The 18008-nt window shown below is 43.7% G+C and carries 14 protein-coding genes; 2 read left to right on the top strand and 12 right to left on the bottom strand.

Going from position 1 to position 18008, the window contains the following annotated elements:
• Nucleotides 1–340: 340 nt before the first annotated feature.
• From BC751_RS21030 to BC751_RS21015, 4 genes are all read right to left on the bottom strand, one after another.
• A complete protein-coding gene (locus tag BC751_RS21030; protein WP_130277315.1) occupies nt 341–1960 on the bottom strand; it encodes a Gfo/Idh/MocA family protein in 1620 nt (539 codons plus the stop codon).
• Between the two features lie 12 nt (nt 1961–1972).
• On the bottom strand, nt 1973–2461 hold the full coding sequence (locus BC751_RS21025; RefSeq protein ID WP_130277314.1) for a DoxX family membrane protein: 489 nt from the start codon (nt 2459–2461) through the stop codon (nt 1973–1975).
• A gap of 102 nt (nt 2462–2563) precedes the next feature.
• The gene (cydB, locus tag BC751_RS21020; RefSeq protein WP_130277313.1) at nt 2564–3640 is read right to left on the bottom strand and encodes a cytochrome d ubiquinol oxidase subunit II; all 1077 of its coding nucleotides are present in this window, start codon (nt 3638–3640) and stop codon (nt 2564–2566) included.
• Nucleotides 3641–3645: 5 nt separating this feature from the next.
• The gene (locus BC751_RS21015) at nt 3646–5031 is read right to left on the bottom strand and encodes a cytochrome ubiquinol oxidase subunit I (RefSeq protein ID WP_130277312.1); all 1386 of its coding nucleotides are present in this window, start codon (nt 5029–5031) and stop codon (nt 3646–3648) included.
• A gap of 298 nt (nt 5032–5329) precedes the next feature.
• Here BC751_RS21015 and BC751_RS21010 point away from each other — a divergent pair, with 298 nt between their 5' ends.
• The gene (locus BC751_RS21010) at nt 5330–5977 is read left to right on the top strand and encodes a Crp/Fnr family transcriptional regulator (RefSeq protein WP_130277311.1); all 648 of its coding nucleotides are present in this window, start codon (nt 5330–5332) and stop codon (nt 5975–5977) included.
• A 27-nt stretch (nt 5978–6004) separates the two neighbouring features.
• Here the strand turns inward: BC751_RS21010 and BC751_RS21005 are convergent, their stop codons facing one another.
• From BC751_RS21005 to BC751_RS20990, 4 genes are all read right to left on the bottom strand, one after another.
• Complete coding sequence (locus BC751_RS21005; protein WP_130277310.1) at nt 6005–6652, bottom strand: peroxiredoxin; 648 nt, start codon at nt 6650–6652, stop codon at nt 6005–6007.
• A gap of 139 nt (nt 6653–6791) precedes the next feature.
• Complete coding sequence (locus tag BC751_RS21000; protein WP_130277309.1) at nt 6792–7583, bottom strand: 5'-methylthioadenosine/adenosylhomocysteine nucleosidase; 792 nt, start codon at nt 7581–7583, stop codon at nt 6792–6794.
• The gene (locus tag BC751_RS20995; protein WP_130277308.1) at nt 7580–8884 is read right to left on the bottom strand and encodes an NCS2 family permease; all 1305 of its coding nucleotides are present in this window, start codon (nt 8882–8884) and stop codon (nt 7580–7582) included. Before BC751_RS20995 ends, BC751_RS21000 begins: the two co-directional genes overlap by 4 nt.
• A gap of 62 nt (nt 8885–8946) precedes the next feature.
• Nucleotides 8947–9903 carry an EamA family transporter gene (locus BC751_RS20990; RefSeq protein ID WP_130277307.1) on the bottom strand — a complete coding sequence of 319 codons (957 nt, stop codon included), beginning with the start codon at nt 9901–9903 and terminating at the stop codon, nt 8947–8949.
• A gap of 155 nt (nt 9904–10058) precedes the next feature.
• Between BC751_RS20990 and BC751_RS20985 the strand changes: the two genes are divergently transcribed.
• The gene (locus BC751_RS20985; RefSeq protein WP_130277306.1) at nt 10059–11741 is read left to right on the top strand and encodes a sulfatase family protein; all 1683 of its coding nucleotides are present in this window, start codon (nt 10059–10061) and stop codon (nt 11739–11741) included.
• A 330-nt stretch (nt 11742–12071) separates the two neighbouring features.
• On the opposite strand, the gene BC751_RS20980 is transcribed toward BC751_RS20985, so the two are convergent.
• The 4 genes from BC751_RS20980 to BC751_RS20965 form a co-directional block, all read right to left on the bottom strand.
• Nucleotides 12072–13043: a phytanoyl-CoA dioxygenase family protein gene (locus BC751_RS20980; RefSeq protein WP_130277666.1), complete on the bottom strand. Its 972-nt coding sequence runs from the start codon at nt 13041–13043 to the stop codon at nt 12072–12074.
• Nucleotides 13044–13146: 103 nt separating this feature from the next.
• Complete coding sequence (locus tag BC751_RS20975) at nt 13147–14028, bottom strand: alpha/beta hydrolase (RefSeq protein WP_242617560.1); 882 nt, start codon at nt 14026–14028, stop codon at nt 13147–13149.
• Nucleotides 14029–14115: 87 nt separating this feature from the next.
• The gene (locus BC751_RS20970; RefSeq protein WP_242617559.1) at nt 14116–16905 is read right to left on the bottom strand and encodes a PQQ-dependent sugar dehydrogenase; all 2790 of its coding nucleotides are present in this window, start codon (nt 16903–16905) and stop codon (nt 14116–14118) included.
• A 46-nt stretch (nt 16906–16951) separates the two neighbouring features.
• Complete coding sequence (locus BC751_RS20965; protein WP_130277304.1) at nt 16952–17980, bottom strand: sugar phosphate isomerase/epimerase family protein; 1029 nt, start codon at nt 17978–17980, stop codon at nt 16952–16954.
• Nucleotides 17981–18008 lie beyond the last annotated feature (28 nt).

Raw genomic sequence — 18008 nt, 5'->3', positions numbered from 1 at the left:
AGATAAATTCGATAGTCTGAGAAGGGTAACACCGCAGAAACATTGACATCAAGCTTGAGATTCGAAAGGATTGAAAAGTCAAGGTTTGAAAATCTAAAGCCATGAATCCGGGCAACTGGGGGAAAGTCAAAATAACTGTAGCTTGGCATAGTTTGAGGGTCAAGGCTTTCAAATTACGAAGCGGGAATAATCTGAGAAGGTTGTTCCCGCTTTTGTTTTTAAAAGAATCATCGAATTTTACCCTTACCTAGACTGCAACTATCCGCTGCCCATCTTTTCGACAAAAAAAGGAGGCTGATCCTATTTAGGAGACAGCCTCTTTTTTGGTTTGATTTGGGTGTTAAACAACTTCGTTGTTGAGTAATATGGCATCCAGATCTTCTCCCGGAAGGGCAATGATTGCTTCTCTTTCTTCATCCCACTCAATTTTTCTTCCAATTTTATAGGACAAGCCTCCCATATGTGCTGTGATGGCCTCTTCAAAACCTTCCTGAATGCCACAGCTTGGATCTCCTCCATTTCGGATACAACTCAGCCATTCCCTGATGTGCAGGAAGGTGGAGTCCACCCTTTTTCCATCCCTGTAAGTCCAGAGCAGCCCTTTGTCTGCAAAGTATTTGGCAGTGGCAGAGGTTACCGCATCCACTCCGTTGGCACTTGGATCATACTGGTAGATTGGAACCTTTGGATCAATCCTACCTTCCTTGATCAGTTCCCTGTATTTGGTTGATCGGGGATCTGCATAAATTGTCAGCGTATTACCCAGTTCCATGGAGGCGTCATGCCCCATCAGTAGGGTGCCTCTGTCAAACTGATTTCCCAAGGTAGCACTGTACACCAGTGTCATGCCTTTTTCCTTTCCTGCTTCCTGACTGCCGCCGGAAGTAAAGTCCGGGAATTCCATATTGATGTGCATGACATCCGGTACATTCCTGCCATCTCTATGGGTATAGATTCCCCCAGAGGCGGATACATATTTTGGAATACCCATTTTCAAAATGCAGTTGATTCTGTCATAATCATGGGTCAACAGATCTCCCGATAAACCTGAGCCATAAGCCCACCATTTTCTCCATCGGAAGAAATGCTCAGCGTTGAAAGGAATTTGTGGTGCAGTGCCCAAAAATTCATTCCAGTCTATGGTAGATGTGGAAGCATCGGGATGTATTTCATATTGCCAAGCGCCATTGTCATCATTCCTGTTAGTTGTGGTCATAATCAGGGAAATATGTCCTAAGGTATTTTTGGCTATGGCATCCATGGCAGTAAGGAAACTCTGGGTCTGCCTGTGCTGATGCCCAACAGCGAAAACCACTCCCGGATTTTTTCTCACGGCATCTCTCAATTCGTAAGTTTCCTGTATAGTATGGGTCATCGGTTTTTCCAAATAAACATGGACTCCTGCTTCTACCGCTACTTTGGCCATGGGGGCATGCCAGTGATCCGGAGTCGAAATGATGACAGCGTCCACTTCACCGCTGTTGATTAAGTCCAGATGGCTCTTGTACCTTTTGCAGGTATTGCCGTTGCTGTTAAATGAGCGAAGTGCTTTTTCCGCCCTGACATCAAAGATGTCGCAAATGGCCGTGAGCTTTACATTGAGGTTTTCCTGGGCTTTGAAATCCTCCAACCTTTTGTCATTGGGGTTTTCGGCTGAAGACTTGGCCATATCTTCCAACCACTCCTGGGTGGCAAAGCCCAATGAGCGCATCAATTGTTCTCCCCTGATGCCGAAGCCAATAAGCCCTACACGCAAGGGCTCACCGCTCATCGGACCCGAATCAGGTGGAGGGGTGGCTTTGATATTGAGTTTTTCAAGCAAAAACTCCCTTTCCAGTTTAGCTTTTTCGGTATTGCTAAGGCCGGCATACCAAACAGCCCCTAAAATCGGAACTCCTGCAAGGCTTTTGAGCAAATCCCTTCTCGAAAATCCTTTGAATAATTTTTTATCGTTTGACATGGTTGCAGTGGTTTAAGGAGTGGAAGTTTGTACCTGTTTTTTTACAAATAGCCTTTCCAGACCAAAATGGGTGGAAGTAGGGAAAAGAAAAATCACCATCAAAGCAGCAGCCTCAATCAGGTTTTTGTTGACGATCCAATAGCTGCCTTCAGTGATGCCCTGGGGATATCCCGGAAAGGGAGGATGGGCGAAATAGTATAACAGCAATAAGCCTATGCCTATGATGCTGGCCAGTTTGGTTTTGAAACCAATCACCAATGCTACTCCTACCAGGAGAAGTGCTGCAATATTCATGGTGTCCACAATTGAAATCATGGATTCGCCGGCAAGCCACTGAAAGAAAGATTTCATGTAAGTGGCGCTCAGTAGATACCCCTTGGCAGTCCAATAAGGGCTGTAAAGTTTGATTACACCTTCATAGAGAAAGTGCCAGCCTACAAACAAGCGCATCAATACCAATGCGCTAGTCTGGGCGGTGGAAAGTTTTATGGTCTGGGACATATCCTAATAGTTTGAATGAACAGACGATGTTAGGGTCTTTTGTCCTAAAAAATCATGATCTAAGTCAGTTAATAGCCTGATAATTGATTGTAATTCAGGAAATCAGTAGCTCATTTCATCTAATTTCACTTTTCCTCTGTAAGTCCAATAAATGATAATGGTGTAAGAAGTTACAAACGGCAATCCAAATGCCGCCAAAATTGCCATTGTCCTTAAGGTGTATGGAGAAGAGGAAGCATTGTAGATGTCCAGGTTAAACCCCGGATCAAGGTTGGAAATCATCATGTTGGGGAAAATTCCCAAAGCAAACAACATGACCACAGCGGCAATCATACTTGCAGAAGAAATAAATGTCCAGCCATAACTACCCTTGTGAAGGGTCCTGGGAATGTTGGCAATAGCTAAGATGTTCAGGGCTACCACAGTCCAGGCAAAGATGGAAATCAGGACTTCATGTTTTTCTATCAATGCGTGTTTATTACCAGGCAAATCAATCATTCCAAAGGAAAAATTTGCGATCATTTCCGGTTTGAGGTATAATGTCAACAATGAAAAGACAACGAAAAGCGGCACAAATATCCAGTATGCCACTTTGATCCATTTTTGGACCTGCAATTGAAGCTCTCCCTCGGTTTTCATATTCAGATAGATGGCTCCGTGAAGTGCAAACATGCTTAAAGCAAAAATTCCCGCGGTAAGCGCATAAGGGTTCAGCAGATCAAAGACATTTCCCTGGTATTCCATGTCATCTCCAATGGCAAAACCCATGACCACATTTCCTATGGCCAACCCAAATAACAAAGCTGCAAGAATGGATCCTATTGAAAAACCCTTGTCCCAAAAACTTCTCCACCTGGTACTTTTTTCCTTGCTCCGGAATTCTATCGATACTGCCCTGAAAATCAAGGCAATCAATAAAAGCATAAAGGGCAAGTAAAAGCTGGAAAAAGCAGTGGCATAAACATTAGGAAAAGCTGCAAAAAGAGCACCTCCGGCCGTGATCAACCAAACTTCATTGCCATCCCAAACGGGCCCTATAGAATTCATTAAAATTCTTCTATTGTAATCACCTTTTGAGAAAAGGTGTAAAATTCCTACGCCTAAGTCAAATCCATCCAAAATTGCGTAGCCAATTAATAAAACCCCTACAAGAATATACCAGATAATATTATAGTCCATGGTGATTAATTCGTTTTGATGACATCCATTTTTTCCGATCTTTTTTTGAATCCGGCCTCAATAACCTGCAAATGATCTGGGCCATGCTTGATTTCCCTGTCCAAGACATAAAGCCAGACAAAGAACAAGAGGGTATAGACGATCATGAACAGGACCAGTGATATCATTACTTCTTCTGAGGTGATGGATTTCGATATCCCTTCACTGGTACGCAACAGCCCCTGAACTATCCAAGGCTGCCTGCCTCTTTCTGCAGATATCCATCCAAGCTGATTGGCTATCACAGGAAGAGCTACTGCGGGTAAATAGAGCTTCAAAAGCCAGGTCATCTCAAATAATTTCCCCCTCCATAGCATAAAAAGACTGAAAAGCGTCAGGGCAATAAAAAACATCCCCAATGCCACCATCAGATGGTAACTTTGAAACACTCCTTTTACAGGGGGCCAATCTTCTTTTGGGAACTCCTTTAAACCTTTAACTTCTCCTTCAAAGGTTCCGTGTACAAGGTAGCTTAACATCCCAGGGATAGCTAAACCGGTAGTCTCCTGAGTGACAGGATCGGTCCAGCCAATTATGTAAAGAGGGGCATTTTTTTGGGTTTCGTAAAGGCCTTCAAAAGCAGCCAATTTAGCCGGTTGGTATTTTTCAACCACCTGGGCATGGGTATGTCCTATCAGTGGTTGCGCCAAAGAGCCCATCGCAGCCACCATAAGCGCTATGGAAAAGGATATTTTGGCAAATTCAAGGTGTTTCTTTTTCAAAATGTAATAAGCTCCCACACTCATCACCAAAAATGCGCCCTGAATAAATGCGCCTACAATTACATGACTGAACCTTACCATGGCAGATGGGTTGAATACCATCTCCCAAAAATCTGTAATGACAGCCCTTCTGATTCCGAAGTCTTCCACAATTTCGAAAGCAACGGGTGTTTGCTGCCAACTATTGGCTACTACAATCCAAAAACCTGACAGGATAGAACCCAGTGCGACCATAATGGTAGCGAAAAGGTGCATGCCAGGTTTGACGCGGTTCCATCCAAAGAGCAGGATGGCCAAAAAACCTGATTCCAGGAAGAAGGCAAAAATCCCCTCAGCTGCCAAAGGAGACCCGAAAATATCCCCTACAAATCTTGAATAGGTGGCCCAGTTGGTTCCAAATTCAAATTCCATGACAATTCCGGATGCAACTCCTACAGCAAAGTTGGCCGCAAATATTTTGATCCAGAACCGGGTAATTTTCTCATAAATTGCCTTACGGGTAATCAGGTACAAGGATTCGAAAATGACCAAGAGCAATCCCATGCCTATGCTAAAAGGCGGGAAAATATAATGGAACATGATCGTGAAAGCGAATTGTATCCGCGAGAGGGTTTCTACATCCCAATTCATAAGCTTTTGCCTTTTGAAGGTTTTCGGTATAAAAAGAAAGCCGATCCAATAAAGATCAAGCCTGTTAAAATTTTAAGTATTTTGGGTGTATGAAAACTGTAAATATGTTCGGGTAAGAATGGTAGTCTGGCAGTTATCCTGTACATAAGCATTAGGATCAAACCTATCAGAAAAAGCCACTGTACAGAATTTTTTTTCATTTTTTCCGTTTTTTGAAACTGTTTTCGGAATTTATGATTTAAAATTACGGGGCTTGTTTTAATAAAAACGTGATGTAAATCACGCTTTCAATTATCATATGAAGGGAACAGATAGGGATATCGAAAAATTGATCAGTGAAAAATTTCCTCATTTTGAGGAAAAACTGGTCAAAGCAATAGCTGAGGAGGGTGTTTTGGTCAATTTTCCTGTCGATGAGTTGATCATGGATATCGGCCAGAAAGTGGAACAAATACCCTTGATCGTAGATGGAATTGTCAAAGTTTTCCGTGAAGATGAAGATGACAATGAAATATTTTTGTACTATCTGAATGCCGGAGAGGCTTGTGCCATTACCATGATCTGTTCTGCCAGGGAAGGGTACTCCAAGATCAAAGCCATTCCTATGGAAGATACAAGAGCCGTGGTTTTGCCGATCAGTAAGCTGGATGAATGGATGCCCAAATTCCAGTCCTGGTACTTTTTTGTAATGGACAGCTATCAGGATAGGTTTGAGGAATTATTGAAAGTAGTGGATGCCATCGCTTTCCGTCAAATGGATGATCGTCTCATTGAGTACCTGGACAAAACTGCCAAGGCCAGTCAGTCCACAATTATCAAGGAAACACAAAGTCAAATTGCCCTTGAGTTAAACTCAAGCAGGGAGGTGATCGGCAGATTGCTGAAAAAGTTGGAACAACAGGGTATTGTCAAGGTGAAAAGAAATCAGATTGAGTTGATCAAATAAAAAAAAAGCGGGTAATCCCGCTTTTTTTTATAATTCCTTTTTAGCCAAATAGAAGTCAATCATCTCATAATCACTTGCTTCTCTTTCCTGCATTTCGGCTACAGTTTTTGGTGGAGGAACGATTACTTTTTCGCCGGGGGTCCAGTTCAATGGAAGGGCTACTTTGTGTTTGTCAGCTGTTTGTAATGCAATCAAAACTCTTTTTATTTCATCCATGTTTCTGCCCACATTCAAAGGATAGTACATGATCAGTCTGATTTTGCCATTTGGATCAATGAAAAACACTGCCCTTACTGCTGCTGTTTCGCTTTCACCTGGCTGAAGCATCCCGTAAAGCTTGGAAACTCTCATGTCAATGTCCGCAACGATCGGGAACTCAAATAGTACACCTGTATTTTTCTTCACATTATTGACCCAAGCAATGTGGGCATGAATGGAGTCAATACTTAAACCCACCAATTTGGTGTTGTGCTCGTCAAAAAACTTCTGATCCAGTGCAAACCCACTCATTTCTGTAGTACATACAGGGGTAAAGTCTGCAGGGTGAGAGAAGAAGATGGTCCAGCTGCCTTTTATATATTCAGAAAACTGCATAGGACCAGTCGTAGTCATCGCTTTGAAATCGGGAGCCTGGTCACCAATTCTTGGCATGGAGATTATTTCTTGTTCACTCATAACTTTATTGATTTTATGGTTATCGTATAATTTTTAATACTTCAAATTTCGGTATAACCTATCGCTTGATATGAGACCCAGATCACTATGGGAAGACAAATCCTATAGAAAAAATCTATCGGCAATCGGTTTTATAAATTTACTCAATTTCCTCCAAAATTGCCATAACCAGCTTGGCAGAATTGATCGATGCTGGCTCCACAAATTGGTTGAAATTGACACGGGCATTGTTATTGGCATTGTCACTGCAGCTTCGAATAACAATAAATGGTATATTCAGTGTTTGGCAGAGATGGGCTACTGCTGCTCCTTCCATTTCCGTAGCGAGGGCATCAAATTCCTTGAATAACCACAGGGCTTTTTCATTGCTGCTGACAAACATGTCACCAGTGGCGATTACTCCTGCAAAAACTTTGGGCTGTCTTTCTGCAATAGGGACAAAATCTACTTTTTCGGCCGCTTGGATACTTTTTGCCAAGAGTTTTTCATCAGCCTCTACAAAGAGATTTGTCAAATGTCCTCCTGTGAGTTTTCGGTAGGGAGTCACAGAAAAGCCCAAAGAATCAAACTTTCCGAAATCATGCTGCATAAGTTTTTCACCAATAACCAAATCTCCGGGCAGGGACTCTGGATGCAATCCTCCTGCCACCCCGGTGAAGATGAGGGCGCTGAGCTTGAAATTTTGGGTGAGCACTGCAGTGCTGTAGGAAGCATTGACTTTACCAACCCCTGCTTTGAGAACGACTACTTTTTGGCCTTGGAGTTTACCCGTATAAAAATCAATTCCTCCCCGGTGTAGCTTTTTCGGTTTTTTCATGTTCTCCAAAAGGATAGCGATTTCCTGATCCAAAGCCCCCATAATGGCTATTTTTTGGGCTTGGGTGCTTAGGTGAACAAGCAGGAAGAAAGATAGCAATAGGATTTTTTTCATTGCCAAAGGAAGAATAAGGACAGTAGGGATATGATGATTAAGATAGGGTTGATCTCTTTTGATTTGCCGCTTAGGAGTTTTAGGACAGTCCAGCTCACAAAACCGAAGGAGATTCCGGTAGATAAGCTGTAGGTAAACGGAATCAAAACCATGGTCAAAAATGCAGGGATCGCTTCGTCTGACTTTTTCCAATCAATCATGGCTGCGGGCATGATCATAAAAGAACCTACCAGCACCAAAGCGATTGAACTTGCTATGGATGGGATAATAGACAACAGGGGAGAAAGAAACATGAATGGAAGAAATAATAAACCTGCCGTAATGGCTGTTTTTCCTGTCCTTCCTCCTGCTTCTATGCCCACAGCAGACTCTATAAATGCCGTACCCGAACTACTGCCTACCAAACCTGCAAATAAGGTGGCAAAAGCATCTGTCAGTAAAGATTTCCGCATATTTCGGGGTGTTCCATCTGGGTCCTTAAGTCCGGAAGCCTCCGCTAAGCCCACAAAGGTAGATATGCCGTCAAACAAAATCGTAAAAGTAAAGACAAAGATCACAGAGAGATAAGAAAACCTCAGAGATCCCAGGATATCAGCTTTACCCACCAGGCTGAAATCGGGCCAGGAAAATGCCCCCTCGTAGTTTACCAAAGTGGGTACTCCAAAATTAATGGCTGAGGCATCGCCCCACCACCTTCCAATGGGCCAGGCCAAGAGCGTGGTGAACAAAATCCCATAAATGATAGCGCCGCTGACTTTTCTTACAATCAATGCACCGGTCACAAATAAACCCAAGAGGAAGGTTAAACTGATGGGATTTTGGAGGGAGGCCACACTTACCAACGTTTCAGGATTGTCCACGATGAAATGGGCATTTTGAAAGCCAATGAAACAAATAAAGAGCCCGATTCCTGCCGCTACGGCATGACGGATTGCATGAGGAATCGCTGCGATGATTTTCTCCCGTGTTTTGAATGCGGACAACAAAAGAAAAATGATACCGGACCAAAAGACCGCTCCCAATGCTTCCCCGTAGCTGAGTCCGTAACCTTTTACCGCTATATAGGCAAAAAAAGCATTGATGCCCATTCCCGGAGCCACCACTATGGGGTTTTTTGCATACAGTCCCATCATCAAGCTTCCGAATGCGGAAACCAAGACTGTGGCAGTCAAAACAGCAGAAAAAGGCATTTCTGCGGCTGAAAGTATGGCCGGATTAACGATAATAATGTAAAATGAAGCAAGAAATGTACTGATCCCCGCAAGGATTTCAGTTTTGAGCGACTGTTGGGAATTTTCCATTTTTTCTGGGTCAGGGGAAAAAGGTGATTTCCTGATTAATATTTTTCAGCAGTCCATTGTGTCTAAGAAGGGCTGAGAGGCCTTTCTACTGGCGTAATGGGTAATTTACTTTTTTTGACCTTTTTGGCCAAGGTGAGTATGACCACGGTAATAATGATGACGAAAGTGCCCAACCAATCCATGAACGTGAACTGAAGATTTAACCAAATCACCGCGGTTAGGGCAGCGGAAAGTGGCTCAACCGAGCAAAGCAAACTGGCTGTTTGTGCGCCGATGAAATTCAGGGAAGCAAGGAAAATGGAAAAAGAAATGACTGTGCCAAACAGGATGATGTAAGAAAAAGCTGCCCATGTCCCCAAATCCCAAAGCCCTGAACTTTCCCAAGGATTGGTGTAAATGGAAAACGAAATCCCTCCAATCAACATTCCCCACCCTGTGACAGTCGGAGCGGAATACCTTCTCAGCAATTGAACTGGCTGAATGGTGTAGAAAGCCAAAGCAATAGCAGACAGAATACCCCAAAATACTGCTGCTTCAGAGATGACCAAACTGTCCCAAGTTCCATGGGTAACCAAGAGGAAAGTGCCTGTCAACGCCAAAATCAAGGCCAGGTATTCCATGAAAATGGGCCATCGCCTGTTTTTGACGGCATAAAATGCCACTACAAACACGGGGCCTATGTACTGCAAAACTGTTGCCGTAGCCGCATTGGATAGGCTGATGCTGTAAAAGTAGGTAAACTGAACGGCTACCATCCCTAAAATACCAAAAAGCAGGACCTGAACCGCATCCTGAGGCTTTCTCCAGATTTTCCATACATCTGAATTTTTCCTGACGATGGCAAAAGTTACAAGGATTAATCCAGCAATTAACATCCTCCAGGATACCAACCAGGCAGGATCTACATTTCTTTGTTCAAATAAAAATTGGGCACAGGTACCGGAGATACCCCAGAATATGGCAGCAGACAGGGCCATGATAAAGCCGGAAATGATCTGACGGTCTGTAGCAGAAGACATAGGTTAGGTTGGAGAAAGATTTTGCAAATAAAGCGCATTTTTGGGAATAAGTTTGCCCAGCCACCTGTATAAAATTTTATGCTTATCGGATAAATGCGGGTTTTGTTTTTTACATTTAAGCTAAACCACGCTGCCTTTTATCTATGAAGATTTCTATGAAATTCAATTGGGTGCTAACCTTGTTGATTTTGATCTTGGCCTGTAGCCCCAAACCCTCTGAAACGATAGTCTCCAAAAGACCCAATATTATTTTTATCATGTCAGATGATCATGCCTATCAGGCGATATCTGCTTATGATAAGCGATTGATCCAAACGCCAAACATCGACAGACTGGCCAGCATGGGCATGTTGTTTACCAATGCCAGTGTGACCAATTCGATCTGTGCCCCATCCCGGGCTACCATACTTACAGGTAAGCATTCCCACCTCAACGGTAAAGTGGATAACCATTTCCATTTTGATACTACGAATATCACCTTTCCACAAATTCTCCAACAGGCCGGTTACCAGACAGCCATGTTCGGAAAATTACATTTTGGCAACAATCCCAAGGGCTTTGACCAGTTTAAAATCCTTCCCGGCCAAGGGGCCTATTACAATCCTGAATTCATTACCAAGTATGAAGGCAATATTACTGTCAATGGTTACGTGACAGACATTATCACCGATATGACCTTGTATTGGTTGGGAAATGAGCGCAAAGAAGACCAGCCATTCTTATTGATGTACCTGCATAAGGCTCCTCATAGGTCTTGGTTGATGGCGGAAAGGCATTTGGAGGAATTTACCAACCGGACCTTTCCAGAGCCTGCCACGCTCTTTGATGATTATAGTGGTAGGACTTCCCCGGCAGCAGAAGCTGAAATGAATATCCTGAAGCACATGAGCTGGGCGGGGGACCATAAGGTTTTTCCTGAATTGATGGATGAATTGGGGATTCCAGAAATTGGCTTTGATAAGCCCAGGTATGAATTTGAATACAGCCGGTTTGATGCTTCACAAATGGAGAATTTCAGGAGAGCTTATGGCAAAGTAAATGAAGCTTTTGCCAAGGTTTATCCTAGCATGACAGATGAGGAGAAAATGCGCTGGAAATACCAACGCTACATGCAGGATTATCTGGGAACCATACAGGCGGTAGATGAAAATATGGGCCGCTTGTTAGATTATTTAGAAGCCAATGGCCTGATGGAAAATACCATCATCGTGTATACCTCGGACCAAGGTTTTTATTTGGGAGAGCATGGTTGGTACGACAAGCGATTTATTTATGATGAGTCCTTTAAGACACCTCTCCTGATATCCTGGCCAGGAAAAGTAAAAGCAGGTTCCCGATCAGATGAATTGGTTCAGAATCTTGATTTTGCCCAAACATTCCTGGAGGCTGCAGGTATCCAAGCTCCCTCGGACATGCAGGGAGAGAGCCTGATTCCTATTCTCACAGGGCAGAATGATAAATGGACTCGGGATGCAGTATATTACCATTATTATGAGTACCCAGCCGAACACATGGTCAATAGGCACTATGCCATCGTGACCAAAGATTACAAATTGGTGCATTATTATTACGTGGAAGATCAGTGGGAATTATTGGATAGAAATAAGGATCCCCTGGAGTTAAAAAATTTTTATGATGATCCGGCCTATGTAGAAATCAAAGCAGATCTTCACCGAAGACTTGCGGCACTTAGGGAAAAATACCAGGACAATACCGCTATCTCTCAGCGCTATATCGATGAATTTATGAAAGATGCCCTGGATGGGAAAGTATTTGGGGTAAGTAAAGAAAAGGCCTATGAGATTATGCAGAGGCGGGAAAGGGGGACCGAGCGTTAAAAATTAGTCCAGTTGACTAATTTAGCGAGGGGCCAGGATGTAGGGTGGGAATGTGAATAAGAGCCAAGTAAAAAGGCAAAAGTAAAAAGGGGGGGGTCGAAAGTCGGATTTCGGAACTTTGAAGTCGGATTTTAAACCATTAGGAAGTTCAGAAATTAAGGGTTTCATTAAGAAGATGGATTTCGAAAGTGGGATGTCGAAGGTCGGATTTGGGAACACAAAAACGGGTAAAGGCCTGAAGGGCCGATCTGTGTTAGCCCGGGGAAAACCCCTGTGTAAAAAGATCAAAGCCTAAAAATGTATCGTAATAGATTCCTGAAGATTTAATCCTCACCACCTATCCAGTCCAAGTAATTTCCTGCCCAAAGGTGATAAAACAGCTGTTTCATATCTGGTCTGTTCCCAGTTTCTTGGATCTCCCGGAAATGCATATCCTGTAGGGGCTGTACGGTTTTTCCAGGAATTGATGCGCCATTCTCTAAGAAGATCATTCTCCTCCTCAGCGGGCACCATCGAGATATACTGCGCCATCCTGACTTTATCGGATCGGTTGGCACGGATGCCATGGGGCAGCAAACTGTTGAAAATCAATAAATCACCTGCTTCAAGTTTGACTTTGACAATCTTGTCTTCCATACCGCTGATATCAGGAAGGAAGCGGTTTCTATCAGTTGGCTGGGTAAGTTTCCATGTCTCATACTCCCGGTAAAGTTCAGGGATACACTGAAATCCACCCATGTTTTCATCCGTTTGGTCTGCCAATGCCAGTACACCCTGTACATTTTGAGGCCTGGTTTCCGGGTCATAATCCCAATGGATGAAAGCCTTGTATTCATGGCCGGGCCGGATTGGGAAATTTAAGTTGGCCCGATCGATTGTCACCCATAGCTTTTCAGTACCCCAAATATCCACAAAGGCATGATAGATTTTCGGCATTTGCCGGTTGTTCCAGAGATGTTGATGATTGTACACTTCCACCATCCCGGTCCCTACCAATTCCTTCATTTCCATTTCATTGTAGGGGTTTTTATACCAGGTATCGGGATTGTTGGGATCCTTGTCTTCAAATTCCCACAGAAAATCTGCTGTATCTTTTACCTGAGATTTGGGGACTGCATTTTTGATGACAACATAACCATTCTGGATCCAAAATTGCCAATCTTCCTCGCTGAGTATCCTTAAGGGTTTCCCATTTGATCTGTCATTGAGACGGTTGCTGCCGTTGACGGAAGTGGTAGGGTTACCGGGTAAGTCATCAGAACCATCTATTTTATCCTTTGTATTTTCATAACCTGTTTGCATAAGGCTTACCTGAACTGGTGATAAGACAAGGTAGTCATAATCAATGATTTGGCAAATAGGATTTGCTGAAGGTTGGATAAATTTCAAACCTTACTTTATCATTTTATGGCTTATCAATAAGCCCTCTAATCCGGAGCCAATGTTCAAAATTAATTGTCCATTGGTCTGAGCTTGTTCCTTTTTTCGCAAATCCAAATCCATGTCCGCCATTTTCATACACATGCAATTCTGAAGGATGGCCTGCTGCAAACCAATCCTGATAGAGGGATACACTGTGGGGCATAAAGTCCAGCTCATCATCAGAAGCAACAGCCACGAAAATCGGGGTCTTTTTCTGCGGCATTAACGAGCCTATAACTGCTTTTCTGTAAAGGTAAACCGGAGCCAGAAAATCAGGTTTCCATTCTTCAGGAGCACTTAATGCTACAGACATCGTGACAGTTCCTCCAGCCGAAAAACCCATAAACCCGATTTTTTGGGGATCTATGCCCAATTCATCGGCATTGGTCCTGAGATATTTCATAGCCTCAATTCCATCATTTTTGGCCATTTCCACGACAGGGGCATTGATGGAGTCAAGTTTATCCTTGTCCTGCATTAAGGGCATTAAGGTTTCAAAAGGGTTATCGGTTTTACTTTTTACCAATCTGTATTTCAACACAAAAGCCGAAATACCTAATCCGTTTAACCATTCAGCTATCCTGATACCTTCATTGTCTATGGATAAAATATGAAATGCGCCTCCGGGAGCTACGATTATGGCTGTGCCATTGGCATTATCCTTTGGTGCGGGAAAATGCAACAATTCCGGTTCCGATACATCAAAGAGGATGCGGTTGCCAGGAGATGGGGTAATTACTTTTTCTGTCCAGGTCCATTCTTCAGAACCGGTGGCCTTTCCAGCATATAGCTTAATGCTGCTTTGGGCGTGTAACCCGAGGCTTGAAAGAAACAAGAAGTAAAGGAAAAAAACGGCTTTCATCATTATGGTTGTTTTTATGGATTCCCTGAAAATTTAAGCCCCTGACTTGAAGTATTCAAATCAGGGGATAAGGGTTATTATCAGAAGAGATTAATCTTGGGAGTCTTTATTGGAAAATTGGATTTCAGCCACACTCATCAGGATATCTTCCTTGCCTGCGTCAGTGTTTCTGAAGATAAAGAAAACATCCTGTAATCCATGGGTTTTCTTGATTTTGATCTTCGCTTGAGGGGTGTTTTCCCTACGCCATTGAATGGGGTTCATACCTGCTGGTGGCCTTCTGAAGCCCTGGTTCAAGGGTTCCATTTTTGGGGATTGACCGATTATTTCACCCTCCGGACTACCCAACCTGGCTTCAATAATTCCTCCCACAGCTCCATTTCTTGGGCTCACATTGACAAAGATGTTGATAGCTTCCACGCCAGTCAGGTCAATGGATTTGAAACCGATGTGGGACTGATCTCCCACCATAAAGAAATTGATGCTTGGTGTGGTCAATAAATTGACTCCCTTTCTGATCTCTGCTGACTGAGGGTCTACATATGGGTTTTTAAGCGCTACAAAATCCACTCCACTTAGGGAAGCAATTTGGCCTGCTCCTTTGTCGGTATAGGAAGCCCTCAGAAGGAAACTTCCCTGCCCATCTTCTCCATCAGGAATTTCCGGTTTGATGCTACCGCTTAGTGGCAAAGGAATTACAGTTGGTTTCACTTCATTCATACTAAGGATAAAGTCCACCATTCTTTTGGCATCTGCCTCACTGAGTTCGGGATGGGCGCTCATTCCATGGTCACCCCATACGCCGCTGCCCCCATTGAGGATTTTATCCACCAAATATTCGATGTTACCCGGTGTTTTAGCATACTTTTCCGCCACGGCCACATAGCTTGGACCTATGGATGATTTGTCATATTGGTGACATGATTTGCAATCACTGCCTTCGATCAGATTTTTTCCTAGGTTCAGGATAGCCATGGTTTCTGCTCCGCTTTGCTTGGAAGCTATTTCAATCGGATCAAATCCGGATGGTACATAATCAAAGGTAATGGCGACTTCTTCTGCCTTGATTTTTCCCTCTTGGGTAGATCCGTCTTCCTTGTCCGAAACCATTACAGCATATTGGATTTCAGGTTGTCCAAAATAGAATGTCCTGTTTCCTGAAAATTCAATTTTTACCTGTGGGGGTTCGTTACCTGCAAAGATCTGGAATCCGGCGCTGTTTTGCTCCCCTTTGGTGTCCGTCACCGTTAATGTCACCTGATAGGTTCCGGCTTCATTGAAATTAAAAGAAGGGTTTTTTTCTTTCAAAAGCGTTTGTGTGCCCTTGTCTGAAAGGATCTTCCATTCATATTTTAATTTTCCCTGATCATAGGAATCATAATCCAGTGTGCCTTCAGCGGATAGATGAGCGGTAAAAGGCACAGCCCCGGCATTTTTATCAGCAGAAGCCTGTACAATTGGCTTTCGGTTACCGCCATTGTATTCGATTTTCACAATCCTGGAATTGGGGTTGCCACGGAACCAGGCAGAGCCATATTCCAGGATGTAGAGCGCGCCATCAGGACCAAAATCCATGTCTATTGCAGAACTAAAGGTTTCATTGGGCAAAAATCGCTCCATAGAGACATAATCCCCATTATTATCCATGGTCACGGCCATGATCCAGCCACGCATAAAGTCCACGATCAACCATTTGCCCTCATAGTAAGCCGGAAAGACAAATGGTGCATCTTTTTTGAAATCTGTTTTTCTAAAAACAGGTCCTCCTGTAGCGGAACGGCCGGAACTTCCCAGCATAGGGAATTCTTCTGAGACGCCATAAGGATACCAAATCATGGCCGGGATAGGAGGGGGGAGTTCTTTCAATCCTGTGTTGTTGACAGATTCGTTGACAGGGTTATTGACATCATAGGGTTCCCCATAGGTATTGGTCTCATAGTCATGTCTGGTATAAGCTTGGTTATCACCAATAAAATAAGGCCAGCCAAAAAATCCGGGGCCTTTGGCCTGATTAAATTCATCATAACCTTTAGGGCCCCAAATGGAATCAGTAACTGCATCAGGTCCCACTTCTCCCCAATACAGGTATCCTGTTTTGCTGTCCAAAGTTGGCCTCCATGGATTTCGATGGCCCATGGTATAGATTTCAGGACGGGTTTTTTCCATGCCCACCGGGAATAAATTTCCCTTGGGAATGCTGTAAGTGCCGTCAGGTTCGGGTTTGATCCTGAGGATTTTTCCTCTCAGGTCATTGGTATTGCTGGGTGCCCTTTGATCATCTGAGTTTTCATGCCCTGGCCTTTCATCCAAATTGGAAGTCCCTTCTCTTGGATTGACGGTATTGTTACCCGTAGTCAGGTAAAGATTTCCATCCTTGTCAAATACCATTCCACCGCCGGTATGGCAGCATTCTTCCCTTTGGGTAGGGACTTCCAGAAGGATTTTCTTGGAAGCCTCAATCAGTTCATTTCCTTTGAGTTCCCATCTTGCCAAAACATGTTTGGGTACATCCGGATCTGCATAGTACATGTAAATCCAGTTGTTTTTTTCATAATTGGGATCTGCGATTACTCCCATCAGCCCTTCCTCTGCTTCTCTGACCACCCCTTCTTTGTTGGTGTATTTGGTATTCACAGGAACAAAACCCACTTGGGTCAATTCCCCTGTATTTTCATCAAATACTTTGACCGCTCCTTTTCTTTCTACAAACAGGATGCGTCTACCGGGTAGAAAGGTCATTTCCATAGGCTCGTCCATTCCTTCTGTCAGGACTACCTTGGTAAAGCGGTTGTCTTCGGGCTTGATGCTGGGATCATCCTGGCGGTCTTTACAGGAGAAAAGCAGGAGGGTGCAGAAAGTAAATATCAGGCTAAACCTCATGGGATTTGGGATGCACATATATTGCTTACAATTTATTTGAGTAAAATTAAACTAGGGCCTTTCTACAGAATTCAAGGCATTTTTGTACTTCTTTAACGGCGTCAGAATTGCCCGGAACCTGGTATTCCAGCTCGATGGTGGCAGGAAATTTATATTTTTTGTCGCGCATCATCCTCAATACTTCTTCAACAGGCGTATCTCCCGTTCCCCAAGCTAAATTGCCTTTTCCGTTAGCGGGGGTTTGACGGTCTTTGATGTGCATGCTCCAGATTCTTGCCTGTTGTTTTTGGATGAGTTCCATCATGTCGGGATGGCCTGCTGCTATGTAGTGGCCAATATCGAAGTTCAGTCCATTGCTTTTGCTCTGTGCCAAGGAAGTGTCCCAAAAGGTAAAAGTCTGCTGCTCGTGTCCGTGATAGCCCACTTTCATTTTGTGGATATCTCCCAGTTTTCCCAGACGGAGGGTTTGAGCATCATCGGATGGATGCTCCAAGGTGATATGGCTGGCACCCAGAATTTTCGCTGCTTTCATGCCATAAGCTACTTCGGCGTCTGAATTATTTACGCCAAAAGCATTGGGCTTAAAAGCATAAACCTCAATTCCGGCATCTTTAAACATTTTGGCTGCCTGCTCAAATTTTTTGAAATCAGTCTTGTTTCTCCAATCCGCTACAAGCTTGGCGTATGCCTCTGATTGGGATCTGATTTCCGCCAATTCTTCCTTTTCACTTGCGGTCAGTTCCTCACCCCTTCGCTGTTTGCCCCCTAATTGGAAAGCCCTCATCCGGTTGAAGGTTGGTTGTGGCATCCCGGCAAAATATTCCACTGGTTCCCCCATCATTTCCACTGCACTTATGCCCGACTCTTTGATATACTGAATGTTTGCTTCAAGGCTCTGATCCTGCATAGAGCGATAAGAATAGGTTATACAACCTATCTGCACCCCATTGATCTTGGAATTGGGCTTATTGTAGGATTTGATGATGGCCGGAGCCCCTTCCAGCCACAAAGGCGTCAGGGATAGTCCAGTTGCAACCATTAAGGAGTTTTTCAAAAATTCTCTTCTGTTTTTCATCAGGAAATCGGGTTATTTGAGGTTGAGC

It is taken from the genome of Cecembia calidifontis, from assembly GCF_004216715.1.
Classification (GTDB): Bacteria; Bacteroidota; Bacteroidia; order Cytophagales; family Cyclobacteriaceae; genus Cecembia_A; species Cecembia_A calidifontis.
Note: the sequence above shows the minus strand (reverse complement) of the source record. Positions and strands in the feature narration are given on the sequence as shown.